Raw genomic sequence first — 26,205 nt, forward strand, 5'->3', positions numbered from 1 at the left:
GAATTTTTCTGAACTGTTCACCTGCATAGAATGCCTCGCTATCGCGGGGCCACTATTTGGACCCAATGGTTCTAACGAGGAATACATCATGAAACTCAATTCCCTGGGCGCGGCATCGTTGCTTGCGCTTTCATTGGTGGTGATCAGCGGCTGCGATCAGGTCGAAAAAAGCGCCCAGCAGGTGTTGGGCAAGGCCACCGAGTCGGCCAAGCAAGCGATCGATGACACCCACAAGGCCGCCGAGCAGGCGTTGAGTGAAGCGACACAAGGCTTGATCAAGCCTGAGAAGCAGGAAAAAGAAGCTGAAGACGCTTCCGACACCCAAGAAACCTAATTCCCCGGCACAACCTCAGGACTGACCTATGGATTACCTTTTACAGCTGGCCGCCAGCCCCACCGCCTGGGTGGCATTGGCGACGTTGATCGTCATGGAAATCGTGCTGGGCATCGATAACCTGATCTTTATCTCGATCCTCACCAACAAACTGCCTGAGCAGCACCGGGCCAAGGCGCGGCGCATCGGCATCAGCATGGCGCTGGTATTGCGCCTGGGCCTGTTGAGCACCATCGCGTTCATCGTGCAACTGACGGCGCCGGTGTTCGAAGTGTTCGGCCAGGCGTTCTCGTGGAAGGACATGATCCTGATCGCCGGCGGCCTGTTCCTGGTGTGGAAGGCTACCACCGAGATCCATCACAGCATGGACCCGGAGCCCGAGGAGAAGGTCAGCGTCGGCAATACGGTGACCATCGGTTTCGCGGCGGCCATCGGCCAGATCCTGTTGCTGGACCTGGTGTTTTCCATCGACAGCATCATTACCGCCGTGGGCATGACCGAGCACTTGCCGATCATGATCATCGCCGTGGTGACCTCGGTGATCGTGATGCTGGTGGCGGCTGAACCGCTGGCCAAGTTCATCAACGACAACCCCACCGTGGTAATGCTGGCCCTGGGCTTCCTGATCATGATCGGCATGACGCTGATCGCCGAAGGCTTCGGCGCCCATGTGCCAAAAGGCTACGTGTACGCAGCGATGGCGTTCTCGGCAGTGATCGAGTGCCTGAACATCGCTCGACGCAATCGCCACAAGCGCTTACTTGCAGCCCGTCAGTAACGTTTACCGCGCTGGGCTGCGAAGCGGCCCTGAAACCCGACGCCGCATTCTGTCAGACAGAATGCGGCGTTTTTATTGGGGCCGCTTCGCAGCCAGGCGCGGGCAAGCACGCTCGCTACAAGGCCCGATTGTCAGGAGTCAGCGCTCACCTGCGTCGGTTCCGGGCAGGATTCTTCGCCGTTGTTCAAGCCTTGCTTGTAGTTGCGGCTCAGCAGTGACGCTTTGCCGTTGTGCCAGGTCAAGGTCAGCACGTACAGGGTGTCGTAGTCGCTGCCGGACCAGTCGTCGGTGATGGTGTGTTTTTCGCCCGACGCTTCACTCGCCACCTTGTTGATCAACTCCGGCAGGTAGCCGTGGGACCAGGCGGTGTAGATGGTGGCGTTGTGGTACTTGTCTTCCACCAGTTCATCGGCGAGGGCACTGGTGTCGTTTGCCGAAAATTTGATGTTCACCGGCAGGCCGAGTTTGATGGCACTGGGGCTGATGGTCATCAGGGGGCGAATGTAGCTGTAGGAATTATCGAACTCACCTTCCTCGACATTGCGCGTCGGGTTGGCGGCGAACACAAAGTTGGCCTTGCCGAATTTTTCCGGCAGTACCGTGGCGAGGTTCATCGCCCGGTTCAGGCCTTGGCAATTAAGTTGGCCCAAGCCGCCGGCGGGTTTTTCGCCGTGGCGCAGGAAGACCAGGGTTTGCACGCCGTCTACCTGCTCGGCGCGGCTGGTGCGCGATTCCAGGGTCAGGCCGATGGCGCCGCCGACCAGCAACAGCGGCAACATGATGTATGAATAGCGTTTCAGGCGTAACGCAAGGCACGGAGGCTTGATTGTCATTGGTCTGGAGTCTTCAGTGCATCGAGTGAGGGCGGACAAGCCCGGCCCCAGTGACGCCAAGGGCGTCCTGCGGTATTTCCTGTCGTTACAGCAAGGTGCCTCCATTCACCGTTCAAGCGCAGGTAAGAGTGCGCAAGGGCGCATTGGTTCGCCTGCGCGGGATAATAGCCAGCGCATGTTGCGCATTGATGACCCAAGCAGGACACCGGGAAGATGACTATCATGGGGGCTTTGCGCCAGGGGATTTCCCGATGAACTCGCTTGCCAGCTTCCCGATTAATAGCAAATGGCCCGCTCAACACCCCGAACGCCTGCAACTGTACTCGCTGCCTACGCCCAACGGGGTAAAAGTCTCGATCATGCTTGAGGAGTTGGGCCTGCCCTATGAGGCGCACAAGGTCAGCTTCGAGACCCAGGACCAGTTGTCCCCCGAGTTCCTGTCCCTGAACCCCAACAACAAGATCCCCGCGATCATCGACCCCGACGGCCCCGGCGGCCAGCCATTGGCGCTGTTCGAGTCCGGCGCGATCCTGATCTACCTGGCGGAAAAAACCAGCCAGTTGCTCTCCGAGGACCCGGCCACCCGCTATGAAACCCTGCAATGGCTGATGTTCCAGATGGGCGGCATCGGGCCGATGTTTGGCCAGTTGGGCTTCTTCAACAAGTTTGCCGGCAAGGCCTACGAGGACAAACGCCCGCGCGACCGCTACGCCGCCGAGTCCCGACGCTTGCTGGCGGTGCTGGAGCAGCGCCTGCTGGGCCGCACCTGGATCATGGGCGACGACTACAGCATCGCCGACATCGCGACCTTCCCATGGATCCGCAACCTGATCGGCTTCTACGAATCAGGCGACCTGGTGGGTATCGCCGACTTCCCTAACGTACTGCGCGCGCTGGACGGCTTTGTGGCCCGCCCGGCGGTGATCCGTGGCCTGAATATTCCGAGCTGAAGCATGCCGATTTTCGATTTCAAACAACTGGATGTATTCAGCCACGTGCCCCTCAAGGGCAACCCGCTGGCTGTGGTGCTTGGCGCTGACAGCCTGACGGACCAGCAGATGGCCGATTTCGCCAATTGGACCAACCTCAGTGAAACCACGTTTTTGCTGACACCGCGTGATCCTCTCGCCGACTACCGGGTGCGAATTTTCACCACCGTGCAGGAACTGCCGTTCGCCGGACACCCGACGCTGGGCTCATGCCATGCGTGGCTGCAAGCAGGTGGTGTGCCCAAGGGCGAGGACATCGTCCAGGAGTGCGAGATCGGCTTGGTGCGTGTGCGTCGCCAAGGTGATGAGCTGGCGTTTATTGCTCCGCCGTTATTGCGTTGCGGTCCAGTGCAATCGCCTGTGCTGGAGCGAGTGTGCCTGGGGTTGGGCTTGAGTCCCGAAGCCGTTGTGCGCAGCCAGTGGGTCGACAATGGTGCTGGGTGGCTGGCGTTGATGTTGGCTGATCGCGATCAAGTGCTGAGTTTGCAGCCGGACTATTCGCAGTTGCTCGGTCTGGCGGTGGGGGTGATCGCCCCCTGCGACCCGGTGCGCGACGACGTGGACACGCAGTTTGAAGTGCGCGGCTTTATCGCTGGAGACGGCGCCCCGGAAGACCCGGCCACCGGCAGCTTGAATGCCGGTATCGCTCAATGGCTGCTGGGCGAAGGCTTGGCGCCAGAGCGTTATGTGGTCAGTCAGGGCACGGCCCTCGGGCGTGCAGGGCGGATTCGTGTCGAACGCCAGGGCGATGACATCTGGGTCGGCGGTGCGGTCGCGGTGTGCATTGAAGGGCGTCTACAGCTCTAGATCAATGAATTGTTGCGGGCCTCGCAATACACTGTTGGGCTCTCGGCGTTTGTGTTGCCTATGCCGGTGGGCATAAGCTTTCGCCCCAAAGCCTTCACCCTATTTCAGGACCGCCATGACCAGCCAGTTCCCCCAAGCCCGCCCACGCCGCCTGCGCCGCTCCCCGGAGCTGCGTGGCTTGTTCCAGGAAACCGAGTTCACCCTCAACGATCTGGTGCTGCCGATTTTCGTCGAAGAAGAAATCGACGACTTCGTGCCGATCACCAGCATGCCCGGCGTGCAGCGTATCCCTGAGAAGAAACTGGCCGCCGAGATCGAGCGCTACGCCCGCGCCGGCATCAAGTCGGTGATGACCTTTGGCGTGTCCCACCACCTGGACGCCAGCGGCAGCGATACGTGGAAGGAGCGCGGCCTGGTCTCGCGCATGTCCTCGATCATCAAGGACGCCGTGCCGGAAATGATCGTGATGTCCGACACCTGTTTCTGCGAATACACCGACCACGGCCACTGCGGCGTGATGCACGGCGCCCACGTCGATAACGACGCGACCCTGGTCAACCTCGGCAAACAAGCCGTAGCCGCCGCCCGTGCTGGCGCCGATGTGATCGCACCGTCGGCAGCGATGGACGGGCAGGTCCAGGCGATCCGCCGGGCCCTGGATGACGCCGGTTTCACCCACATCCCGATCATGGCCTACTCGACCAAATTCGCCTCGGCCCTCTACGGCCCGTTCCGCGAAGCCGGCGGCAGTGCGCTCAAGGGCGACCGCAAAAGCTACCAGATGAACCCGATGAACCGCCGCGAAGCCGTGCGTGAATCGCTGCTGGATGAACAGGAAGGCGCCGATGCGCTGATGGTCAAGCCGGCCGGGGCCTACCTCGACATCATCCGCGACATCCGCGAAGCCTCGCGCTTGCCGGTGGCGGCGTATCAGGTGAGTGGTGAGTACGCGATGATCAAGTTCGGTGCCCAGGCGGGGGCGATTGATGAAGCTCGCGTGGTGCGCGAAACCCTCGGTTCGATCAAGCGGGCCGGTGCGGATTTGATCTTCACCTACTTTGCGATGGACCTGGCCCTGGCCGGGATCTAAAAATGTGGGAGCGGGCTTGCTCGCGAAAGCAGTGGTTCAGTAAAAGATCTAGTGACTGACACTCCGCTTTCGCGAGCAAGCCCGCTCCCACATTGTTTTGTGTTGCCTATCAGCGCTGCGCAAACGCCAGATTCAACCCCAACCCCGCAAAGGCCGCCGCAAAACTGCGACGCAGCCAGTTCTGCACCCGTGGCGACTCGATCACCGCGCGCCGAAAGACATTGGCCAGCAGGCCATACGCCACGAACACCGCAAATGTCATCGCCATGAACACGCCGCTCAGTACCAGCAGCTGCACGCTAGGTGAAGTGCTGCCCGGCGCGACGAACTGCGGCAAAAAGGCCAGGAAGAAAATGGTCAGCTTCGGATTCAGAATGTTCATCAAGAAGGCGCGCAGCATCAGGCTGCGCGCACTCGCGACCGTGGGCGTGTCACTGACGGCAAACGCCGAGCGATCCCGCCAGGTGGCATAGGCCACATACAGCAGGTAGGCGACGCCGGCATACTTGAGCATGTCGAACGCCAGGGCACTGGTGTGCAGCAGGGCGGACAGGCCGAGAATCGAGGCCAGCAGGTGCGGGATGATCCCGGCGGTGCAGCCCAGCGCAGCGAACACGCTGGCGCGTTTACCGGCGGTGAGGCCGGTGGATACGGTAAAAATCACCCCGGTGCCGGGAATCAGCACCACAATCAGGCACGTGACGAGGAAGTTCAGGCTGAGCATGGCATTCAAACTCCTTGTAGGAATGGTCGATGACAGATCCTGTCACGATAGGCGCCGGTTGGCGAGCGCGTCAGGTTCGCGAACCCTGGTTACACTTGCCGGTCGATATACCCGGTCCCGCCGTTATTCAAGGAAGCGCCCATGTCCCTACGCCGCCTGATCCTGTGCCTCACCCCATTGCTGGTGCTGGCCGGTTGTTCCACCTCGCGCGGCCCGCAACAGCCGGCGCGCAGCGAAGCCGAGGTGAAGGCGCAGATTGTGCGCTTGTTGCCTGCACAACTCGCGGACCGCAACGGTTGGGCTCAGGACATCTACACCGCCTTCGACACCCAGAAGATCTACCCGAGCACCGAGAACATCTGCGCCGTACTGGCAGTGACCGAGCAGGAGTCCACCTATCAGGTCGACCCGCCTGTGCCGAACATGGGCAAGATCGCTGGGGATGAAATCCTGCGGCGTGCCGGAAAAGTCCATGTGCCGGCCTTTGTGGTACGCAGCGCCTTGCAGTTGCGCTCGCCCACCGGCAAGTCCTACGCCGACCGCCTGAATGCCGCACGCACAGAGAAGGACCTCAGCGGCATCTTTGACGATTTCATCAGCATGGTGCCCCTTGGCAACACCTTGTTTGGTGGCTTCAACCCGGTGCATACCGCCGGTCCCATGCAAGTCAGCATCGACTTTGCACAGAAACAGGCGCGGGGTTATCCCTACACGGTTGACGGTACGATCCGACGCGAAGTCTTCACCCGGCGTGGTGGCATGTACTTTGGCATTGCCCATCTGCTCGGCTACCCGGTGAACTACGACCAGCCGCTGTACCGCTTCGCCGACTTCAACGCGGGGTGGTACGCCAGCCGCAACGCAGCATTCCAGGCGGCGGTCAGCCGCGTCTCTGGCACCGAACTGGCGTTGGATGGGGATTTGATCCGCTACGGCTCATTGCTGCCCGGCACCACCGAGCTGGCGGTGCGTTCACTGGGCGCGAAGCTGGACATGCGTAACCCGAGCATCCGCAGCCAGTTGGAGCAGGGTGAGCAGTTGGACTTTGAAGACACCACCCTCTACAAGCGCGTTTTCGCGCTGGCCGACAAGGCTGCCGGCAAGCCGATGCCACGGGCGATCCTGCCGGGCATCGTGCTCAAGAGTCCGAAGATCACCCGCAACCTGACCACCGCGTGGTTCGCCAAGCGCGTGGATGAGCGCTATCAGCGTTGCATGCAGCGCTGATCAGCTGCGGCGCTTGATAAACCGGCGCCACAACCACACCCACAACCACACCACCGGGAACGCCAGGATCACAAACGGCAGCACATAGCTTGCGCGTTCCAGGGCGTCGGCGGTGCCGTTCACCAGGTTGTCACCGAGGTTGCTGAACATGCGACTGAAGCGTGACGGCTGGTTCGCGCCGTCGGCGGAGCGGAAGTTCAGGGTCACGCGGTTGGTGTCGAGACGGCGCTGCTGGTTGGCGCCGATCTGCGCCAGTTGCTGCAGCTCGTTTTCGATGGAGGCCTGTTCCTTGCTCAAGGCGATCAAGTCACTGACGGTGATGTCCTTGCGCTTGGCCAACTCGTCGAGACGCTGCTGCTGGGCTTGCAGGCGGTCCTGGCGGCGGCGTACATCGGCGACGGCATCGGCCAGGTCTTCGGCGGTGGTGATGCGTTGGCCGAGCTTGCCGCCTTCGGCAGCCATGGCGACGATCGGCTCCACGCCGGTGGGCGCGATGCGCAGGATGATCTCGCCGCCGTTACCGTCCTCGGTGATGCCGAGGATATTGCAGGCGCCAAAACGTGCCGTCTCGCAGGCCTCGCGCGTGGCCTGCATGCGCGGCGCGAGCAGGGCGCCGGGCAGGGCCAGGGTCAGCTCGTGTTCATAGGCCAGTTGTGCACCGGCCTGGCTTTGTTCACCGTTGATCGTCCTGGCGCTGGAGTGGTCCTTGGGCGAGCAACCGGCGAGGGTCAAGCCTGCGAACAAGATCAAGAAAAATGGTGTGGCTTTGCCGTCCGGATGGCGCATTGCGGTTCCTTGGGAGGTGCGGGGAAATTTGGACGGCGATTAAAGCGGGTCTGGGGGATTAACGCAAAGCATCGTGGAGGATTTGTACCGTTGATGGTGCTGGCTGTCGCCATGAGTCTGGCGTACACCTCAAGCCTGACTCCAAGGAAGAATCGCCATGATCGCCCACGCCGTGCCCGAAGGTTTTGTCTCGCTGCCCCGCAGCAGTCCGCTGCTCGATCTGTTGGGGCCGGCGTATTGCCGGGGCGAAGGCCTGCAACTGGAGATCGGCCTGCGCGCCGATAATCGTCACGCCAATGGCCGTGGCACCGTGCATGGCGGAGTGCTGGCGACTCTGGCGGATGTCGGCATGGGTTATGCGATGGCGTTTTCCAGCGAGCCGCCGTTACCGTTGATCACCGCAAGCATGACCTTGGATTACCTGGGCGCGGTGCAGGTCGGAGAGTGGATTGTGGTGAAGCTGGAGCATCACAAGCGCGGGCGGCAGATGGCGTTTGCCACGGTGAGCCTGCAGGTGGGGGACAAGGTTGTGGCGCGGGCGAATGCGGTGTTTGCGGTGCCCCAATCCGACAGGCAATAAAGATCAAATGTGGGAGATTCTATGGGTGCGGCGCAACACCGCTACCAACAGTGCCGCCGCCTTCGCAGCCTCGCTAAAGCTCGACAGCTCCCACAGGGGATTGGCAGTGCCTGGGCGATCTCCAGCCGAACACTCACTATCCATCAACACCGATCACCTGTGGGAGCGGGCTTGCCCGCGAAGGCGGTGGTTCAGCCAACACCTCCACCAACAGTGCCGCCGTCTTCGCAGCCTCGCTGAAACTCGACAGCTCCCACAGGGGATTGGCAGTGTCTGGGCGATCTCCAGCCGAACACTGACAGCCCGCCAACACCGATCACCTGTGGGAGCGGGCTTGCCCGCGAAAGCGGTGGTTCAGCCAAAACCTCTACCAACAGTGCCGCCGCCTTCGCAGCCTCGCTAAGGCTCGACAGCTTCCACCCTGGGACTGTGTTTATTCAGATAGAGCGGGTAAAGAAAAGGCCCGGTTTTCGTGGAACCGGGCCTTGTCCATGTTGCTCTTGCCAATCAGCTGCGTTCGAGGGCCAGGGCCACACCTTGGCCACCACCGATGCACAGCGTCGCCAGACCTTTCTTGGCATCGCGCTTGATCATTTCATGCAGCAGGGTCACCAGCACACGGCAACCTGAAGCGCCAATCGGGTGACCGATGGCAATCGCGCCACCGTTGACGTTGACCTTGTCCGCATCCCACTCCAGCTCTTTGCCCACCGCCAGCGCTTGCGCAGCGAAGGCTTCGTTGGCTTCGATCAGGTCCAGGTCGCCCAGGCTCCAGCCGGCTTTGTCCAGGCAGCGGCGGGTGGCCGAGACCGGGCCGATACCCATGATCGCCGGATCGACGCCGGCATTGGCGTAGCGGGCGATGCGTGCCAACACCGGCAGGCCGAGGGCCTTGGCCTTGTCGGCACTCATCAGCAGTACCGCGGCAGCGCCGTCGTTGAGGCTCGAAGCGTTGCCGGCGGTGACGCTGCCGTCTTTCTTGAACGCGGGTTTGAGCTTGCCCAGGGACTCGGCGGTGGTGCCGGCGCGTGGCTGTTCATCCACGGCGAAGGCCACCGGGTCGCCCTTGCGCTGGGGGATCAGGATCGGTGTGATTTCGTCGGCAAAACGTCCGGCCTCGATAGCCGCCACGGCTTTTTGCTGGGAGGCTGCGGCGAAGGCGTCCTGGGCTTCACGGCTGATGCCGTATTTGTCCACCAGGTTCTCGGCAGTGATGCCCATGTGGTAATCGTTGAACGCATCCCACAGGCCGTCGCTGATCATGCTGTCGACCATTTTCGCGTGGCCCATGCGCAAGCCGGTGCGCGCGGCGGGCAATACGTAGGGGGCCAGGCTCATGTTCTCCATGCCGCCGGCGATGATCACTTCGGCGTCGCCGCAGCGAATGGCTTGCGCGCCCAGGTGCAGGGCCTTGAGGCCGGAGCCGCAAACCTTGTTCAGGGTCAGGCTCGGCACCGCATGGGGCAGGCCGGCGAGGATCGACGCCTGGCGCGCCGGGTTCTGGCCTGAGCCTGCGGTCAGCACCTGGCCAAGGATCACTTCATCGACCAGGGCCGGGTCGAGGCCGGTCTGCTCCAGCAGGCGACGGATCACGGCGGCGCCCAGTTCCGGTGCCGGAATATTCGCCAGCGAACCCTGGAAGCTGCCCACGGCGGTGCGGGTGGCAGCAACAATCACGACGTCTTGCATGAGATCTGTCCTCACTGGAATTGCATTTCTGGAACGTGGTCCGGGACGATCAGTTTACCGGCGGTCTTGCTCACAATCTCTTCAACGCTGACGCCAGGTGCGCGTTCCTTGAGGACAAAAGCGCCATTTTCGATTTCCAGGTACGCCAGGTCCGTCAGTACGCGCTTGATGCAGTTCGCGCCGGTCAGCGGCAGGCTGCAGCGGCTGAGCAGCTTGGACTCACCGTCCTTGGACGCATGGGTCATGATCACGATGATGTTTTCTGCGCCGGCCACCAGGTCCATGGCGCCGCCCATGCCCTTGACCATCTTGCCGGGGATCATCCACGAGGCGATGTTGCCCTCTACGTCCACTTCAAACGCGCCAAGCACGGTGAGGTCGACGTGGCCGCCGCGGATCATCGCGAAGGATTCGGCAGAGGAGAAAATCGACGCGCCGATGCGTGCGGTGACGGTCTGTTTGCCGGCGTTGATCATGTCGGCATCGATGGTGTCTTCGGTAGGAAACGGTCCCATGCCGAGCAGGCCGTTTTCCGATTGCAGCATCACTTCCATGCCTTCGGGGATGTAGTTGGCCACCAGGGTCGGGATGCCGATGCCGAGGTTGACGTAGAAGCCGTCCTGCATTTCGCGGGCGACGCGTTGAGCCATTTGTTCGCGGGTAAGAGCCATTTTATGAGTCCTTATTGTTCGGGCTGGAGGCGGATTATTTGCGTACGGTGCGCTGTTCGATGCGTTTCTCGAACGTGCCGCAGATGATCCGGTCGACGTAGATGCCAGGGGTGTGGATCTGCGCCGGGTCCAACTCGCCCGGTTCGACGATTTCTTCGACTTCGACCACGGTGATCTTGCCGGCGGTGGCGGCCAGCGGGTTGAAGTTCTGGGCGGTGTGGCGATAGATGACGTTGCCGAAGTGGTCGGCTTTCCAGCCCTTGACGATGGCGAAGTCGCCGGTGATGGACTCTTCCATCAGGTACGGGCGGCCGTTGAATTCGCGGGTTTCCTTGCCTTCGGCGACTGGAGTGCCCACGCCGGTGGCGGTAAAGAAGGCCGGGATGCCGGCGCCGCCTGCGCGCATTTTTTCCGCCAGGGTGCCTTGGGGGGTCAGCACTACTTCGATTTCGCCGCTGAGCAGCTGCTTTTCGAACAGGGCGTTTTCACCGACGTAGGATGCGATCACTTTGCGGATCTGTTTTTGTTCCAGCAGTACGCCCAGGCCAAAACCGTCGACGCCGCAGTTGTTGGAAACCACAGTCAGGTCGCGGGTGCCTTTGCGCTTGATTTCGGCGATGAGGTTTTCCGGAATGCCACACAGGCCAAAACCACCGGCAAGTACGGTCATGCCGTCTTCCAAGCCTGCCAGCGCTTCTTCATAGGACGCCACGCGTTTATCGAAACCTGCCATATGCACCTCTTTTATTGTTTGTGGGCCAGCCAATGAACCGAGTGTTGCGCTGCTGGATTGATTTGTTAAGTTGTTTTTTAAGGTTGATTGATTTAAAAAACTGCATAGTCGAGCGGTGGTCCGGAGTAGCCTTATGACAGTTAAACAGATGCGGGCCTTTCTCGCCGTGGCCCAGAGCCTGAGTTTTGCCGCCGCCTGCGAGCGCCTGCACCTTTCCCAATCGGCGCTGAGCCTGACCATCAAGGGCCTCGAAGAAGGGCTGGGTGGGCGCTTGTTCAGCCGCAATACCCGCAACGTCGCGCTGACCCCTGAAGGTGAATCCCTATTGCCCCTGGCTCGCCGGTTGATTGCCGACTGGGACAACGCCGAAGACGAACTGCGCCAGCGCTTTACCCTGCAGCGCGGGCGCGTGACAGTCGCCGCGATGCCTTCGTTCGCCGGCAACCTGCTGCCGCCGATCCTGAAGATATTCCGCGCGCGTTACCCTCAGGTGAATGTGACGGTGCATGACTTGATCAACGAACAGGTCCTGGAGATGGTGCGCGAACGCCAGGTGGAACTGGGCGTGGCGTTCGAGCCCGCTGAAGGTTCGTCACTGGCGTTTACCCCGCTGTATCTGGATCGCTTCATTGCGGTGGTGCCGGGCGATTCGCCGTTGGCCAAGCGCAGCGAAATTGACTGGAAAACCCTGCTGGATCAGCCGTTCATCACATTGCAGCGGCCATCAACGGTTCGGGTAATGCTGGAAGAACACCTGGGCGACTTGCAGATGAAGTTGCCGGTAGCACTGGAAAGCCATCAATTGGCGACGGTGGGCAAGATGGTGGCGAGCGGTTTGGGCGTCAGCGCCGTGCCTGCATTGTGTGCGCGGCAAATGGAGGAGGCGGGCGCCCATTGCATCACCTTGAACGATCCGGTGATTGAACGGCCGATTGGCGTGCTGACCAAGCCGGGGCATGAACTGTCGGCGGCGGCGCAAGTGCTGTTTGATATTTTTCGCGATGAAGCGGCGAAGGGGCGGTTTCCAACTTTCTGAATACACCGCAAACAAGTGTGGGAGCTGGCTTGCCTGCGATAGCTATTTAACATTCAACAACAGTGTTGAAGTTTAAACCGTTATCGCAGGCAAACCAGCTCCCACAGTAGTGCGCGAGTTACTTTCTAGTAGTAGCGATCAATCACTTTAACTTGCGAGCTGTCCTTGACGGCCGCCCAAGCATTATTAAGTGTGTCGAATACTTGCTCGATAAAGTTGCGATCAGCCGCAGCCTTCTTGCCGACATAACCCTGGCCGCGGCGGTATACCTTCAAGCGCGCTGCCAACTCACGGTTATTACGGTCAAAATCGGCTTCTTGGGTATTGGGCGCCAGGCAGTCAAGTTGCACTTCGCCCGACTTGCCAATCCACAGGACATGGTCGTCGAGAGTGTCTTTCTGCGCTGCGAACATCTCAGCCAATTCATCGATAGTTGGTTGGTTGTTCAGATTCATGTGTAAGCCCCTTGACCAGTTGGCGATCTATCAATTGATACGTCGTTAGTTGTCTCCGGTTCCGAAAACCGGGCGTCAGCGTCTGTCTGCCGAATACGGGCAGGGTCTTGAACCTGATGCATGTAGTTTTGCTGATGAACTGCTACGCAATGGTTTCATAACGAAGACAAGCAGCGTTTGAGCTCCTTGTACCGATCCTTGCGGGCCGGTCAGCTTCATCAATCTGCCTTGTGGGCAGTGCACATCCGGAAAAAACAGCTCGGCGGTCAGACGAGCTCTTTCAAAACACCTGTTGCCAACGCTCCCGATCCGGGAGACGTCTCGATAATGCAAGGACAAAAAGGTTACGTCAACGGTTATGTAGTGATTATTTTTGATCACTACATAAATCATCGTGGACACGGGGAGATGCGTGGAAATGTGACTTGGGCGTCATTTTTTGGTGTAGGTGGTCTTGGGTCCAGGATGGTCCACTCGACACAAACCCCCTGTGGGAGATTCTAGGGTTGCGGCGCAACACCTCTACCAACAGTGCCGCCGCCTTCGCAGCTTCGCTAAAGCTCGACAGCTCCAGCCGAACACTCACTATCCATCAACACCAATCACCTGTGGGAGCGGGCTTGCCCGCGAAAGCGGTCAGCCAGTTGATACATCTGTAACTGAAATACCGCTATCCCAGGCAAGCCAGCTCCCACACAAGCCAGCTCCATAGTTGAAACAGGTGGTGGTGTTGCTATCTCAAGCGCTCAACAAGCAACGGCAACAACCGCTCGCACGATGCCTCGATCTTTACCTGCAACAACTCATCCCCACGCGTCTTGCCCAGGTTGATCGCTATCACCGGCTTGCCTTGCTCCACCATCGCCTTGCACAGACGAAACGCCGAGTACGCCATCAGCGATGAGCCCACCACCAGCAAGCCCTCGGCATCCACCACGGCCGCCATTGCCTTGGCGGCCGTGGTTTGGGCGACGTTCTCGCCGAAGAACACCACATCCGGTTTCAAGCGTTGACCGGTGCAATGGGGGCAGCGGGGTAACTGGAAGCGCTCCTCGAACGCCGGATCAAGCAGCGTGTCACCATCGGGGGCTTGCACGGCGTCGACGCCGGCCAGGTAGGGGTTCTCGGTCTCCATCAATTGCTGGATCACGTCGCGCTCGCTGCGCTGTTGGCAGTCCAGGCATAGCACGCGGTGCAGGCTGCCGTGCAGTTCGATCACGTCATGACTGCCGGCCTGGTCATGCAGGGTGTCGACGTTTTGTGTGACCAACCCGCTGATGCGCTGGCGTTGTTGCAGAGTTGCCAGCGCCCGATGGGCCGCGTTCGGCTGGGCGATTCGCACCTTCGGCCAACCCAGCATCGCCCGTGCCCAATAACGGCGGCGGGCTTGCGTGGTGGCGAGGAACTCCTGGTACATCATCGGCGCCCTGCCTCGGCGCACACCCTCGCTGTCGCGATAATCGGGAATTCCCGAAGACGTGCTGATCCCTGCACCGGTCAGTACCAGAAAGCGCCGTTGCGCCATGGCCCGGTGCAGGGTCTCTAGGTGGTCTTCCTGATGTTCAAGGCTATCGAGCATGGGGTCGCCTATTCGCCGCGGATGTATTGCTCCAGCTGCTTGATCAGATCAGCCTGGTCGGCAATGGCTTCTTTCACCAGGTCGCCGATGGACAGCAGCCCAAGCAGTTTGCCGTCTTCGACCACGGGCAGGTGGCGCAGGTGACTGTCGGTCATGATATTCATGCACTCATCGACCTTTTTATGGGTGTCGACGGTGATCACCGGAGAGCTCATCACCTCGTGGACCTTCGTGGTGACCGACGACAGGCCCTTGAGCATGATTTTGCGCGCGTAGTCCCGTTCGCTGATGATGCCTACCACTACGCCATCCTTGACGACCGGCAAGGCCCCGACGTTTTTCTCCGACATGCGGACCAGCGCTTCAAACACGGTGTGGTCGTGTTTGATGACATGGACTTCCTGGTTTTTCTGGTCCTTGGCTTTGAGCACTTGTGCAACGGTTTTCATGGCGGCCACTCCGGTGTTGTTGTTTGGAAGTCAGCGGGTCCCCTACAGAATCCTAGACGGCTCACGCTGGAGCAAGGTCCAAAGCGGCGTTAAACCCGTCGAAAAACGTCATTCACCGGTTTTTTTCCCGTTTTACCCGGCATTTGTCGGTTTTTTGCCGCGCTTGGGGCCCGCCGCGGTCTTGCGTGGAGCGCTCTTTCGCTTCTTTTTCCAGGGGGCAGCCCCTCGGCCTGCCGGGCTCGCCGGGCCGCTGATGGTCATGCGCAGGCCGTTGCAACGTGCCACCTGTTTGCTCATCCAGGCCGCTTGTTTGGCGACGAATTCTTCCAGGCTCATCTCGCCGCTTTGCACCATGTCCAGGGCCTGCTCCCAGATCGCGGTGGTGCCGGGGTCGGCGATGGCGCGGGGCACGGCGTCGATCAGGCTGAATGCCGCCGGGGTGGCCGAGAGGGCCTTGCCGTTTTTCACCAGGTAACCACGGTCCAGCAAGCCCTGGATAATCCCGGCACGGGTCGCTTCGGTGCCGATGCCAGTGGTGTCCTTGAGCTTTTGCTTGAGGAGCGGGTCTTGCACCAGCTTGGCGACGTTTTTCATCGCCTTGATCAGGTCGCCTTCGGTAAAGGGTTTGGGGGGCTGGGTCCACAGGTCCTTGAGGTTGACCTTGTCCACCGCGTAATCCTGGCCCTGAACCAATGGCGGCAAGGCTTGGGGTGTCGCAACGTCGCGTCCCTTTGCCGGCGCCAGAGCTTCCGGCAGGGCGCGCTTCCAGCCCGGTTCGATCACAACCTTGCCCACCGCCCGCAACGCTTGCCCTGCGCAGTCGAAGTCGGCCTGGGTGCGATCGTATTCATGGTTGGGCAGGAACTGCGCCAGGTAACGTGCGCGAATCAAGGTGTACACCGCACGGTACTTGCCGGTGAGTTGCCCGACATCCTTGCCCGCGCCGGTGGGAATGATGCCGTGGTGGGCGCTGACCTTGGCGTCGTTCCACGCCCGGGAGCGGCGTTGCGGGTCGAGATGGGGCATCAGTTCATTCACTGCCGCATCTGCACGGCCCAGCGCCGCGAGAATTTTCGGCGCGTCGCTGTGCTGGCTCAGCGGCAGGTAGCCGCAGTCGCTGCGGGGGTAGGTGATGACCTTGTGGGTTTCGTACAGCGACTGGGCGATGTCCAGGGTTTCCTGGGCGCCGAGGCCGAGTTTTTTCGAACAGATTTCCTGCAGGGTGCCCAGATCGAAGGGCAGGGGCGCCACGTCGCGCATGCGCTCGGTGCGCAACTTGACCAGTCGTGCGCTGGCGGCGTTGCGCATGCCAGCGGCGGCCTCCTGTGCCAATGGCAGGTTGAGGCAGCGGCCCTGGTCATCACAGGCATCTTCGGCGGCGCGCCATTGGGCGGTAAAGGTCATGTGTGCGTGTCGCAGGTCGACATCGATGGCCCAGTACGCCACCGGCACGAAGTCGGCGATGCTGCGGTCGCGGTCCACCACCAGGCGCAAGGTCGGAGTCTGCACGCGGCCCACGGGCAATACGCCTTGATAGCCGGACTGACGCCCGAGCAGGGTAAACAAGCGACTCATGTTCATGCCGATCAGCCAGTCGGCGCGGGAACGACCAAGGGCCGAGTGATAGAGGCTGAAGGTCTCGGCACCGGGCTTGAGTGCGGCGAGGGCCTTGCGGATGGATGCGTCGTCCAGCGCCGACAGCCACAGGCGCTGGATCGGCCCGCGATAGCGGCAGTGCTCCACCAGTTCACGGGCGATCATCTCGCCTTCACGGTCGGCGTCGGTGGCGATCACCAGTTCCTGGGCTTCCCCCAGCAGGCGCTTGACCGCCTTGAACTGGCTGGCGGTCTTGGGCTTGACCCGCATCTTCCATTTTTCCGGAACGATCGGCAGATCGGCCAGCACCCAGCGCTTGTACTTTTCGTCGTAGGCATCGGGTGGGGCGGTTTCCAGCAGGTGGCCGATGCACCAGGTGACCGTGACCCCATTGCCCAGCCAGCAACCGTCGCCGCGACGACTGGCGCCGAGCACGGCCGCGATGTCCTTGGCCTGGGAGGGTTTTTCACAGAGGTACAGCCGCATGGTCATCACATCAGATCAGGTTGATGCTGTGCAGGATGCTCAGTCAGCGGGCATTGATCAACCATTATCTGTATGGATGTACAGCAATTTGTGTGGTCACCGCAAAACAAATGTGGGAGCGGGCTTGCTCGCGAAGGCGGCGTGTCAGCCAATACATGTTTGACTGATCCACTGCTTTCGCGGGCAAGCCCGCTCCCACACAAGCCCGCTCCCACGGGGAATCTCCCGTGTTCAGGGGGCCCTCAGTTATTGTCGATGTCCACGTGCCGGGTTTCCTTGAGGCAGATCATCCCCACCACTAGGCTCACCCCGGTCACCACCACCGGATACCACAGGCCGTAGAAAATATCCCCGGTGTACACCACCAACGCAAACGACACGGTCGGCAGGAACCCGCCAAACCAACCGTTGCCGATGTGGTAGGGCAGGGACATCGAGGTGTAGCGGATGCGCGTCGGGAACAGTTCCACCATCAACGCCGCCAGCGGGCCGTAGCACATGGCCGCGATCAGGATCAGCGCGACGATCAGCACCACCACCATGGTTTTGTTGACCTGGGCCACGTCCGCCGAACTCGGGTAGCCCGCCAGGGTCACCGCGCCACGCAGGGCCGCTTCGTCAAAACCGTCGATGCGCACTTCGCCGATGCTGACCTGCACCGGGCTGCCGGCCGGGGCGGCGGCGCTGCTGTAGGGCAGGCCCTGCTTGACGAGGAAGGTCTTGACCTTGTCGCATGGGCTGTCGAATTTGGCCTTGCCCACCGGGTCGAACTGGAAGGTGCAGGTGGCCGGGTCGGCCAGCACGGTGATTGGTGCCTGTTGGCTGGCCTGGTCCATGGCCGGGTTGGTGTAGTGCGCCAGGCTCTTGAAGATCGGGAAGTACAGCGCGGTCGCCAGCAGCAGGCCGAGCATCAGCACGGGCTTGCGCCCCACCTTGTCCGACAGCCAGCCGAAGAAGATAAAGAACGGTGCGCCAATCACCACGCTGATGATCAACAACATGTTGGCCAGGGCCGGGTCCATTTTCAGGAACTGGGTGAGGAAGAACAGCACATAGAACTGCGCCGCGTAGAAGGTCACCGCCTGGCCGCCGTTGATACTGAACAGTGCGATCAGCACCACCTTGAGGTTTTCCCACTTGCCGAACGACTCACGGATCGGCGATTTGCTCGCCTTGCCTTCCTCTTTCATTTTCAGAAACGCCGGTGACTCGTGCAGGCTCATGCGAATCCAGGTGGAAATGCCCAGCAGTACGATGGAAAACAGGAACGGAATACGCCAGCCCCACACTTCGAACTGGTCGCCGGTGAAGTAACGGCAGGCCAGTACCACCAGCAGCGACAGCAACAGGCCGATGGTCGCGGTGGATTGAATCCAGCTGGTATGAAAGCCGCGCTTGCCCGCCGGGGCATGCTCGGCCACATAGGTCGCCGCGCCGCCGTATTCGCCGCCCAGTGCCAGGCCTTGCAGCATGCGCAGCACGATCAGGATGATCGGCGCCGCAATGCCGATGCTCGCATAGGTCGGCAACAAGCCCACGCAGAACGTCGCCACGCCCATCAAGATGATGGTCACCAGGAACGTGTATTTGCGCCCGATCATGTCGCCCAGGCGACCGAACACCAGTGCGCCGAACGGCCGCACCACAAAGCCGGCCGCAAAGGCCATCAAGGCAAAGATGAAGGCCGTGGTGTCGTTGACCCCGGCAAAGAACTGCTTGCTGATCACCGCCGCAAGGGCGCCGTAAAGGAAAAAGTCATACCACTCGAACACCGTCCCCAGGGACGAGGCGAAGATGACCTTCTTGGAATCGTTACCGGTGCTCGCGTCTGCCGCCGAGCCCAGGGTTTGAACATGTTCTGACATCGGGTAGCCCTCACAGTGATTATTTATTGTTGTTCCACTGTCGGCGCCAGGTGTGGCGCCGCTATTCAGATTGCATGGACCAGTTCTCTCTCCGGGGCAAGGCTCCTTGTATTCGGCGAAAGGATCAGCTGTGCGGCTTTTTCCGCGATCATCAGCGTGGGTGAACAGGTATTGCCGGACGTGATGCGCGGCATGATCGAGGCATCGGCGATGCGCAGGCCGGGTACGCCATGCACGCGCAGTTGGGCGTCGACCACGGCATCCGGATCGTTGCCCATGCGGCAGGTGCCCACCGGATGGAAGATGGTGGTGCCGATCCGCGCGGCGGCTTCGTGCAGTTCGTCCTCGGTTTGCAGTGCGTCGCCGGGCAGGTATTCCACCGGCTTGAACGGGCGCAGGGCCGGCGCGGCGACGATGCGGCGGGTCAGGCGGATCGCATCGGCAGCCACCCGCAGGTCTTGCGGATGGCTGAGGTAATTGGGCCGGATCAGCGGCGCATCTGCCGGGTTGGCCGAGCGGATGTCCACACGGCCACGGCTTTGCGGACGCAGGTCGCAGACCGAGGCGGTAAACGCCGGGAACCCGTGCAACGGTTCGCCAAAGCGCTCCAGGGACAGCGGTTGCACATGGTATTCAAGGTTGGCCGAGGTCTGCTCCGGGCTCGAGCGGGCAAACGCGCCGAGTTGGCTGGGCGCCATCGACAGTGGGCCGCTGCGGTCATACAGGTAGCGCAGGCCCATGCCCATCTTGCCCCACACGGAACCGGCGATCTGGTTGAGGGTGCGGGCGTTTTCCAGTTTGTAGATCAGGCGCAGTTGCAGGTGATCCTGCAGGTTGCCGCCGACGCCGGGCAATTCATGCAGCAGGTTGATGCCCAGCGGCTTGAGCACGTTGGAAGGACCAATCCCCGAACGCTGCAAAATGCCTGGCGAACCGACTGAGCCGGCGCACAACACGATTTCCTTGCGTGCCTTCCAGTTCAACGACTGGCCCAGCTGGCGGCCGACCACTTGCGAGGCGCGGCCGTTTTCCAGGAGCACGCGATCGACTTCCACGCCGGTCAGCACCGTGAGATTGGGCCGCTGGCGGATCGGCTTGAGAAACGCCTTGGCCGCATTCCAGCGCACACCGGCCTTCTGGTTGACCTGGAAGTAGCCGCAACCTTCGTTGTCACCCGTGTTGAAATCGTTGGTGTTGGCGATGCCGCTTTGCGCCGCTGCATCGCGGAACGCATCGAGGATCGGCCAGTGCAAGCGCTGTTGTTCGACACGCCATTCACCGCCATCGCTGTGAAATGGCGAGCTGCCGGCAAAATGGTTTTCGCTTTTCTTGAACAGCGGCAACACCTCGTCCCACGCCCAGCCCGGGTTGCCTGCCGCCGCCCAACCGTCGTAATCCTGGGCCTGGCCACGCATGTAGATCATGCCATTGATCGACGAGCAGCCACCCAACACCTTGCCCCGTGGATAACTCAATGCACGGCCTTGCAGGCCTTCCTGGACTTCGGTCTTGAAACACCAGTCGGTGCGCGGGTTGCCGATGCAGAACAGGTAGCCGACGGGGATGTGGATCCAGGGATAGTTGTCGCGGCCACCGGCTTCGAGCAACAGCACGCGGTGGGCGGGGTTGGCGGACAGACGATTGGCCAGCAGGCAGCCAGCGGGGCCGGCGCCGACGACGATGTAGTCGAATTCAGCAGTTGCAGTGGGCATCTGAAGGGCTCGCTTGTTTTTCTTATTACCCCCATCCTAGTTGTTAGTTTTCGTCTTAAAAATGTTAGTTTTTACCCAGCTGCTGTGCGTTTTTAAACAGCGCCGCCCAGGCTGATGCAATGGAGGTGTCATGTTCGACTGGAATGACCTGCGCTATTTTCTCGAGTTGCAACGCAGTGGCCGCCTGATCACCGCTGCACAGCGCCTGAAAACCACCCACGCCACCGTCGCCCGGCATATCGAGGCCATCGAGAAGAGCCTCGGCACCGCGTTGTTTGTGCAACACGCCCAGGGCTACGAGCTGACGCCAGCCGGCGAAGCGCTGCTCAAGCACGCCGAAGCCATGGAGAACGTCGCGCTGCTGGCCGAAGACGAACTCACCCATAGCGCTGCGCCGTTGGGCAAGATCCGCTTGGGCGTCGCCGAAGGCCTGGGGGTGATGTTCCTCGCCAGTCGCATGGGAGGGTTGTTTGATCGCTACCCTGGATTGGAAGTGGAGCTGGTGGCCGTGCCGCGCTTTGTCAGCATCCTCAACCGTGAAGCGGAGATCAGCATCCACCTGGAACGCCCCAGTGTCGATCAACTGGTCACGCGCAAACTCACCGACTATCGCCTGGCCCTCTACGCCAGTCGCGCGTACCTGGACCGCAGTCCGCCGATTGAAAAGCGTGAAGATCTCGCGGCGCACGCGTGGATCGACTATGTGGACGACTTGCTGTTCAGCCAGGAGCTGAAATTCCTCAGCAGCTTCTGCCGCAACCCCAAGGTGGTGTTTCACAGCACCAGTGTGATCGCCCAGCACCAGGCGGCGCGTTCGGGGCTGGGGATCGCCGTGTTGCCGTGTTTCATGGCGGCTGGCGACCCGGACCTGGTGCCGTTGTTGCCGGCAGAGAACATCCAGCGCAGCTACTGGATCAGTTCGCGCCGGGAGCTGCACAAGTCGGTGCGCCTGCGGGTGTTGTGGGATTACGTGGTGGAGTTGTGCGCGCGGGAGCAAGGGTTGCTGCTCGGCGAAACCAACTGACTGAAACCGGATTAAACCTGTGGGGGCGGGTTTGCTCGCGAATGCGGTGAATCAGTCACACATCTACTGACTGACACTCCGCTTTCGCGGGCAAGCCCGCTCCCACAGGTGATCGGTGTTGCTGGGCTGTCAGCGCTCGGCTGGAGATCGCCCAGGCACTGCCAATCCCCTGTGTCGAGCTTTAGCGAGGCTGCGAAGGCGGCGGCACTGTTGGCGGATATGCTGCCTCTCAACCATAGAATCTCCCACAGTTTGATTTTGGTGTGTCAGGAAGGTTTAGAGTTTCACCACCTGATGCACCTGCTCCGCACAGGCCCGTGCATCGTCGACCATCTTCCCAAACGCCGCGCTGACAATTTCATCGTGGGTCAGCCAGCGCATTTTCTGGCTCAGGCGATAGTGATAGCGCAAGACGCCATCCTCGCGCTTGCCTTCCAGATCCAGGTCGTACCACGGCGAGCGTACCTGGCAGCCGGGAATGGTCTTTTCCATCTGCCCGCCGCTCAGGGTAATGGTGTAGTCATTCGTTTGCGGATTGCCCTGGTCCAGGTCGGCTTGCTGCCCCTGGCGGCGGTAGTCGATGAAGGTATCCCAGCGGCCTTTGAGCGACTCATCGGAGTAGACGTAGTCGTTCCCCAGTTTTTCCAGGGCACGCTGGTCGCTCATGTTGGCCGTGATGCTATACCCGTCGTGTACGACAAAACCTGTGGCTGCGCGGGAGACGCGGCAGTCGCTGATCTCGTGGCCGAAGTTGGCGCAGATGTTCTGGTCGGTGGCGGTGGCGCCTTGCTGGCGGTCGGCGACACTCAGTTGCATCAGCGGCAGGCGACTGAAGGCGAGGGTTGCTTGAATCGTGGCGTTGCCCTGCTGGTCGTAGTGCACCTGTTTATTCAGGCGCAGGGTGGTTTCGGCACGTTCCAACGGGATATGTTCCTCGCGCACCTGGCCCTGGGCGTCATTGACCAGCACCCAGCGGTCCTGGAGGTCGGGCATGGTCTGGCATGGGGCAAACACCGGGTTGGTCGGGTCCAGCCACCAGACCTGGCCGTCCACCTGGGCGCGCACGATGGCGTGGTTTGGCGCGTGGGTGCCGGGGATCAGCAACGACTCGGCCAGATCACCGCGGCTGACCCAGGCGGTTTCGGCGTGAATGCCGCTGGCCTTGAGCAGGGCGGTCAACAGGATCGCCAGGTCTTTACAGTCGCCATACCCATGCTGCTCGATTTCTGCCAGGTTAAACGGCACATAACCGCGTTCCGTGGCGCGCCAGTCGCCGAGGTAACGATAGTGATCGTTGATGTGCTGCATCAACCGGGCAACCTGCTCGGCCGGCGCCAGGTTGCGCACGGCGGCGACGGCAGCGGCGCTTTGCGGCGGCAGGTTGGCTCCGAGGATCTGGTTGTAGCGCTGGCCCAGATCGCCGAAATACGCCTGGCGTTCCAGGGCGCTGCCCACCTCGATGCGTGGGATGTGCAGCAGCGCAGCGTTGGGGGATTCGTTGATGTAGTTCAGAAAAGTCGGGGCTTTTTGCACCACGTCCAGGGTCTTGCCGTTGGCTGATGGCGTCACCTGGAAACCGTCGAACCCTTCACTGCGCCACTGGATCGGCCGCTCGGCAGTAAAGCGTGCCTTGAAGTGGTCGCGCCGGGCCGCGCTGGGGCCGAACTTGAGGGCGTAATGAAACTGCGTCATCAGCGGCTTGGCGGGGTGATGCTCGCGCACGGTGTAGCGAATCTGAGTGCCAACGCGCAGGTTGGGGAAGGCCAGGGAGGTCTGCTTGTCGCGACTGAAACCCTGGTCCGGGTTGGGCGCGGTGCGCGTATCGATCTGCGTGTCCGCCAGGGCGACCGGCTTGGCACCGGGCTGGGTGGATTGCGCGCCGAGTACTTCGAAGGTATCGCCTTCGGAGTAATCGAAGTCGATCCGCGAGAGCATCTCGCGACCGCTGGGCTTGAGAATGGTGTACTGGTAAGTGGTGGTGCAGTCGGTGCTGGCGTCACGATTGAAGTGGCAATGCAGCTCAGTGTCGCTGGACAGCGGGGCTTCGGCCAAGGGTTGCAATGCGGCAAAAACGGCTGGGGTAACAAGCCCCAGACTGATGGCAATCAAAGGGCGGTGAAACAAAAAACGGTACATGGGCGCCTCGGGTGACACATTGAAACAGCTACCTGGCAGGTAGCGAGAAGGCGCCGGATGATAATGGATCGCAACGGGGAAGGCCAGGATTGTTCGACAACCAATGTTGCTGAAAGGCCCGTTCTAGAGCCTTGCGTTTGACCATCGTCAGGGTTTTAGCAATTCGAACTCGGCACTGGCGAGCTTCTCGCCATTGACCAATATGTGGACTGCGTGTTTGCCGGGATAGTGCTTGCGAGTGGTCAGCTCCCGGATATGTTGCTCGCGCCGAAGGCTGTGCTGTTCACCCGCGCCCAAGGTGAACGCCTTGAGCTTGAACACCTTTTTTGCGCTGTGCCCCGCACTTTTCACGTAGTCGATGGCGTAGTCCACCACCAGTTTCTGCGCGGTGTCGGCGGTGGATTCCAGGCTGAACGACAGGTTGATCCGCTCACCCAGGTTGATCACCGCGGGGGTCAACCTCAGTTGGTGCAGCTTCACCTCGGCTTTCGCCCCGGCGCCCATGAGCGTCAGCGCACGGGTGTTGCCTTGTTTGATCAGGCTGCGCAGGGCGTGGCGGGCGATCCAGGCGGTGTGGGGGTTGTCCAGCGACCAGCCTTCGATCAGCGTGAGTACCCAGTCGGGGTGGTCTTTTGTGATGTCGTTGAGGTGGTTGGCCACCGATTTGCGCACGTACAGGCTGGGGTCGGCCTTGAGGTTGTCGAGGATCGACGCGCAGCGTTCAGGGTTGGCCTGGACTTCGGCCAGGCGGAACGACCAGGGCAGGCGCGGGCGCGAGCCTTCGCTGGCGAGGCGGCGTACGTGCTCGTTGGCGTCCTGCGACCAGGTTTGCATCACTGCGAGGGTGCGCGGGAAGTCGCGCAGCAGGAACTGGCGGATACCGAATTCGGAGGAGCCAAAGGTAGTGAAATACTTGAGTGCGGCCATGGAGCGCTTGAAGTCATCCTGCCCGTAGCTGGCCACGAAGTGCGGCAGGAACAGGCTGACGAAACTGCTGTTCAGGCGCGGTGCCAGGGCGTAGAGCAGTTCAAGGGTTTGCGGGTACGCCAGTGGGATTACCGCATGCAGGCTTTCGCTGACCCGCGCCATGCGTTGCAACACCGACAACTCGGCCAGCCCGGCCGTGGCGTGCGTGAGGAAACCCTTGGCGTCGAATGCCGGGTACACCGCCGTCATTTCGCTGGCGATGTGTTGCAGGCGCTCGACGTTGAAGATTTCCTTGAGGGCTGGGGCGCTTTGCTCGGTCATCGGTGATTCCATCAGAGGGGTTAGAGAAACCAGCGGTATTCCCGCGCATGGATCTCTTGCTGAAAAGCCAAGTGGTCCTGGCGTTTGTTCTCGCAGTACACGTCGACAAATTCGGCGCCCAGCTTATCGCGCAATACCGGTTGGTGCCTCATGGCGCGTACGGCCTCGAGCATTTCCAGGGGGAAGTCGGCGCCGCTGTTGCGGTCTTCGTTGAGTGGGGCGAAGGGCTCGCGCTGGGTTTCAAGGCCATGTTCCAAACCTGCCAGGATCGCCGCGAGTACCAGATACGGGTTGGCGTCGGCGCTGGCCAGGCGGTGTTCGATGCGCAGGTTGCGTGGATCGGAGTCGGGGATGCGCACGCACGCGTCGCGGTCTTCGAAACCCCAGCTGGCACGGGTCGCCGCGTTGACTGTGCCGCCCAGGCGGCGGAAGGCGTTGTGGTTGGGCGAGAAGATCGGCATGCAGTGCGGCAGCAACTCCAGGCAGCCCGCCACCGCGTGGCGCAGCGGTTGTTGCTGGTGCGCCGCCAGCAGGTTATTGCCGGCGCCGTCATACAGGCTGACGTGCACATGCATGCCGCTGCCGGGGTATTGCAGGTATGGCTTGGCCATGAAGCTGGCGCGGTACCCGTGTTTGAGCGCCACCCCGCGGGTGCTGCGGCTGAACAGGGCGGCCCAGTCGGCGGCGCGCAGGCCGTCGTCGAGGTGGCCGAAGTTGATCTCGAACTGGCCGGGGCCCAGCTCGGCGGTAATCACGGTGATGTCGATGCCCTGGTCCTTGGCGGTTTGCGCCATGTCGTCGAGCACCTCGCTGAAACGCGACAGCCGTTCGATATGCAGGTTGGGCTGGTCGTCGGCGTCATCGCTCAGCGGGTCGCGGGCGAATTGCGGCAGGCCGTCGGCGAGTTTTTTATCGAACAGGTAGAACTCCAATTCGAACGCCACCACCGGGTGAATGCCCTTGTGATGCAGACGCTCCAATACCTTGGCCAGTACCTCGCGGGGTTCGAATTCGATGGGCGCATCGGTGCCATCCGAGGTGATCAGCATCTGCCCCAAGGGCTGTGATTCCCAGCTCACCGGCTTGAGCGTGCCGGGCACCAGGCGCCGGTTGGCGTCCGGGTCGCCGTCGTTGAAGCAGTAGTCGCCAATCTTGAACAGCCCACCCTGGACCCCCAGCAGCACAGCGTTCTGCGGCAGCTTCAATGGGCTGCCGGCGGCAACTTTTTCCAGCATCTCCACCGGGTAGCGCTTGCCGTAGAAATGCCCGGGAATGTCCAGGGCAATCAGGTCGACGTAACGCACATCGGGATGGTTCTGACGAAAGCTCCGTACTTCGGCCAGCAACGCAGAGGAATGGCTTTTCACGGGTGCAGCTC

At 61.4% G+C, this 26,205-nt stretch carries 24 protein-coding genes; 9 read left to right on the forward strand and 15 right to left on the reverse strand.

Annotation, left to right across the window (positions count from 1 at the left end; all coding sequences use genetic code 11):
* Positions 1-88 precede the first annotated feature (88 nt).
* Positions 89-334, forward strand: a complete 246-nt coding sequence (locus PSH81_RS09625; protein WP_192300341.1) for a hypothetical protein — start codon at positions 89-91, stop codon at positions 332-334.
* A 28-nt stretch (positions 335-362) separates the two neighbouring features.
* Positions 363-1,112 (forward strand): TerC family protein, encoded by a 750-nt coding sequence (locus tag PSH81_RS09630; RefSeq protein WP_192300342.1) that lies wholly within the window; start codon positions 363-365, stop codon positions 1,110-1,112.
* Positions 1,113-1,243: 131 nt separating this feature from the next.
* Here PSH81_RS09630 and PSH81_RS09635 read toward each other — a convergent pair whose 3' ends face one another.
* A complete protein-coding gene (locus tag PSH81_RS09635) occupies positions 1,244-1,945 on the reverse strand; it encodes a histidine phosphatase family protein (RefSeq protein ID WP_192300346.1) in 702 nt (233 codons plus the stop codon).
* Positions 1,946-2,196: 251 nt separating this feature from the next.
* On the opposite strand from PSH81_RS09635, the gene PSH81_RS09640 reads away from it, so the two are divergent.
* From PSH81_RS09640 to hemB, 3 genes are all read left to right on the forward strand, one after another.
* Positions 2,197-2,895 carry a glutathione S-transferase N-terminal domain-containing protein gene (locus PSH81_RS09640; RefSeq protein ID WP_226456075.1) on the forward strand — a complete coding sequence of 233 codons (699 nt, stop codon included), beginning with the start codon at positions 2,197-2,199 and terminating at the stop codon, positions 2,893-2,895.
* A gap of 3 nt (positions 2,896-2,898) precedes the next feature.
* Positions 2,899-3,741: a PhzF family phenazine biosynthesis protein gene (locus PSH81_RS09645; RefSeq protein ID WP_305392388.1), complete on the forward strand. Its 843-nt coding sequence runs from the start codon at positions 2,899-2,901 to the stop codon at positions 3,739-3,741.
* 115 nt (positions 3,742-3,856) lie between these two features.
* Positions 3,857-4,831, forward strand: a complete 975-nt coding sequence (gene hemB, locus PSH81_RS09650) for a porphobilinogen synthase (protein ID WP_192300349.1) — start codon at positions 3,857-3,859, stop codon at positions 4,829-4,831.
* A gap of 109 nt (positions 4,832-4,940) precedes the next feature.
* Here hemB and PSH81_RS09655 read toward each other — a convergent pair whose 3' ends face one another.
* The gene (locus tag PSH81_RS09655) at positions 4,941-5,555 is read right to left on the reverse strand and encodes a LysE family translocator (RefSeq protein WP_226456073.1); all 615 of its coding nucleotides are present in this window, start codon (positions 5,553-5,555) and stop codon (positions 4,941-4,943) included.
* A 141-nt stretch (positions 5,556-5,696) separates the two neighbouring features.
* Between PSH81_RS09655 and PSH81_RS09660 the strand changes: the two genes are divergently transcribed.
* The gene (locus PSH81_RS09660; protein WP_226456072.1) at positions 5,697-6,782 is read left to right on the forward strand and encodes a DUF1615 domain-containing protein; all 1,086 of its coding nucleotides are present in this window, start codon (positions 5,697-5,699) and stop codon (positions 6,780-6,782) included.
* On the opposite strand, the gene PSH81_RS09665 is transcribed toward PSH81_RS09660, so the two are convergent.
* On the reverse strand, positions 6,783-7,568 hold the full coding sequence (locus PSH81_RS09665) for a DUF4349 domain-containing protein (protein WP_226456071.1): 786 nt from the start codon (positions 7,566-7,568) through the stop codon (positions 6,783-6,785).
* Between the two features lie 157 nt (positions 7,569-7,725).
* Between PSH81_RS09665 and PSH81_RS09670 the strand changes: the two genes are divergently transcribed.
* Entirely contained in the window at positions 7,726-8,148 is a 423-nt protein-coding gene (locus tag PSH81_RS09670) for a PaaI family thioesterase (RefSeq protein WP_192300353.1), read from the forward strand.
* Positions 8,149-8,655: 507 nt separating this feature from the next.
* Here PSH81_RS09670 and PSH81_RS09675 read toward each other — a convergent pair.
* Genes PSH81_RS09675 through PSH81_RS09685 form a run of 3 tightly spaced genes read right to left on the reverse strand, consistent with a single transcriptional unit; the run spans position 8,656 to position 11,241 of the window.
* Complete coding sequence (locus PSH81_RS09675) at positions 8,656-9,837, reverse strand: acetyl-CoA C-acetyltransferase (protein WP_305392389.1); 1,182 nt, start codon at positions 9,835-9,837, stop codon at positions 8,656-8,658.
* An 11-nt stretch (positions 9,838-9,848) separates the two neighbouring features.
* Positions 9,849-10,508, reverse strand: a complete 660-nt coding sequence (locus PSH81_RS09680; protein ID WP_305392390.1) for a CoA transferase subunit B — start codon at positions 10,506-10,508, stop codon at positions 9,849-9,851.
* Positions 10,509-10,542: 34 nt separating this feature from the next.
* A complete protein-coding gene (locus PSH81_RS09685; RefSeq protein WP_192300356.1) occupies positions 10,543-11,241 on the reverse strand; it encodes a CoA transferase subunit A in 699 nt (232 codons plus the stop codon).
* A gap of 133 nt (positions 11,242-11,374) precedes the next feature.
* On the opposite strand from PSH81_RS09685, the gene PSH81_RS09690 reads away from it, so the two are divergent.
* Positions 11,375-12,277 (forward strand): LysR family transcriptional regulator, encoded by a 903-nt coding sequence (locus PSH81_RS09690; protein WP_192300357.1) that lies wholly within the window; start codon positions 11,375-11,377, stop codon positions 12,275-12,277.
* A 125-nt stretch (positions 12,278-12,402) separates the two neighbouring features.
* Here the strand turns inward: PSH81_RS09690 and PSH81_RS09695 are convergent, their stop codons facing one another.
* The 6 genes from PSH81_RS09695 to PSH81_RS09720 all read right to left on the reverse strand — a co-directional run bounded on the left by PSH81_RS09695 (position 12,403) and on the right by PSH81_RS09720 (position 20,419).
* Positions 12,403-12,732: a hypothetical protein gene (locus PSH81_RS09695; RefSeq protein ID WP_226456070.1), complete on the reverse strand. Its 330-nt coding sequence runs from the start codon at positions 12,730-12,732 to the stop codon at positions 12,403-12,405.
* 733 nt (positions 12,733-13,465) lie between these two features.
* A complete protein-coding gene (locus tag PSH81_RS09700; RefSeq protein WP_305392391.1) occupies positions 13,466-14,311 on the reverse strand; it encodes an NAD-dependent protein deacetylase in 846 nt (281 codons plus the stop codon).
* A gap of 8 nt (positions 14,312-14,319) precedes the next feature.
* Positions 14,320-14,760: a CBS domain-containing protein gene (locus PSH81_RS09705; RefSeq protein WP_024074507.1), complete on the reverse strand. Its 441-nt coding sequence runs from the start codon at positions 14,758-14,760 to the stop codon at positions 14,320-14,322.
* A gap of 132 nt (positions 14,761-14,892) precedes the next feature.
* Entirely contained in the window at positions 14,893-16,842 is a 1,950-nt protein-coding gene (locus PSH81_RS09710; protein WP_226456068.1) for a DNA topoisomerase III, read from the reverse strand.
* 242 nt (positions 16,843-17,084) lie between these two features.
* Positions 17,085-18,707, reverse strand: a complete 1,623-nt coding sequence (locus tag PSH81_RS09715; protein WP_226456067.1) for an MFS transporter — start codon at positions 18,705-18,707, stop codon at positions 17,085-17,087.
* Between the two features lie 65 nt (positions 18,708-18,772).
* Positions 18,773-20,419, reverse strand: coding sequence for a GMC family oxidoreductase (locus PSH81_RS09720; RefSeq protein ID WP_305392392.1), 1,647 nt, complete (start codon positions 20,417-20,419; stop codon positions 18,773-18,775).
* A 130-nt stretch (positions 20,420-20,549) separates the two neighbouring features.
* On the opposite strand from PSH81_RS09720, the gene PSH81_RS09725 reads away from it, so the two are divergent.
* The gene (locus PSH81_RS09725) at positions 20,550-21,443 is read left to right on the forward strand and encodes a LysR family transcriptional regulator (protein WP_226456065.1); all 894 of its coding nucleotides are present in this window, start codon (positions 20,550-20,552) and stop codon (positions 21,441-21,443) included.
* Between the two features lie 276 nt (positions 21,444-21,719).
* On the opposite strand, the gene PSH81_RS09730 is transcribed toward PSH81_RS09725, so the two are convergent.
* The 3 genes from PSH81_RS09730 to PSH81_RS09740 form a co-directional block, all read right to left on the reverse strand.
* Positions 21,720-23,579, reverse strand: coding sequence for a DUF3857 domain-containing transglutaminase family protein (locus PSH81_RS09730; RefSeq protein ID WP_305392393.1), 1,860 nt, complete (start codon positions 23,577-23,579; stop codon positions 21,720-21,722).
* Positions 23,580-23,726: 147 nt separating this feature from the next.
* A complete protein-coding gene (locus PSH81_RS09735) occupies positions 23,727-24,827 on the reverse strand; it encodes a DNA alkylation repair protein (protein WP_305392394.1) in 1,101 nt (366 codons plus the stop codon).
* 20 nt (positions 24,828-24,847) lie between these two features.
* Positions 24,848-26,194 carry a glutamine synthetase family protein gene (locus PSH81_RS09740; RefSeq protein ID WP_305392395.1) on the reverse strand — a complete coding sequence of 449 codons (1,347 nt, stop codon included), beginning with the start codon at positions 26,192-26,194 and terminating at the stop codon, positions 24,848-24,850.
* Positions 26,195-26,205: the final 11 nt, after the last annotated feature.

This window comes from Pseudomonas sp. FP2335 (assembly GCF_030687535.1).
Taxonomy (GTDB): Bacteria; Pseudomonadota; Gammaproteobacteria; order Pseudomonadales; family Pseudomonadaceae; genus Aquipseudomonas.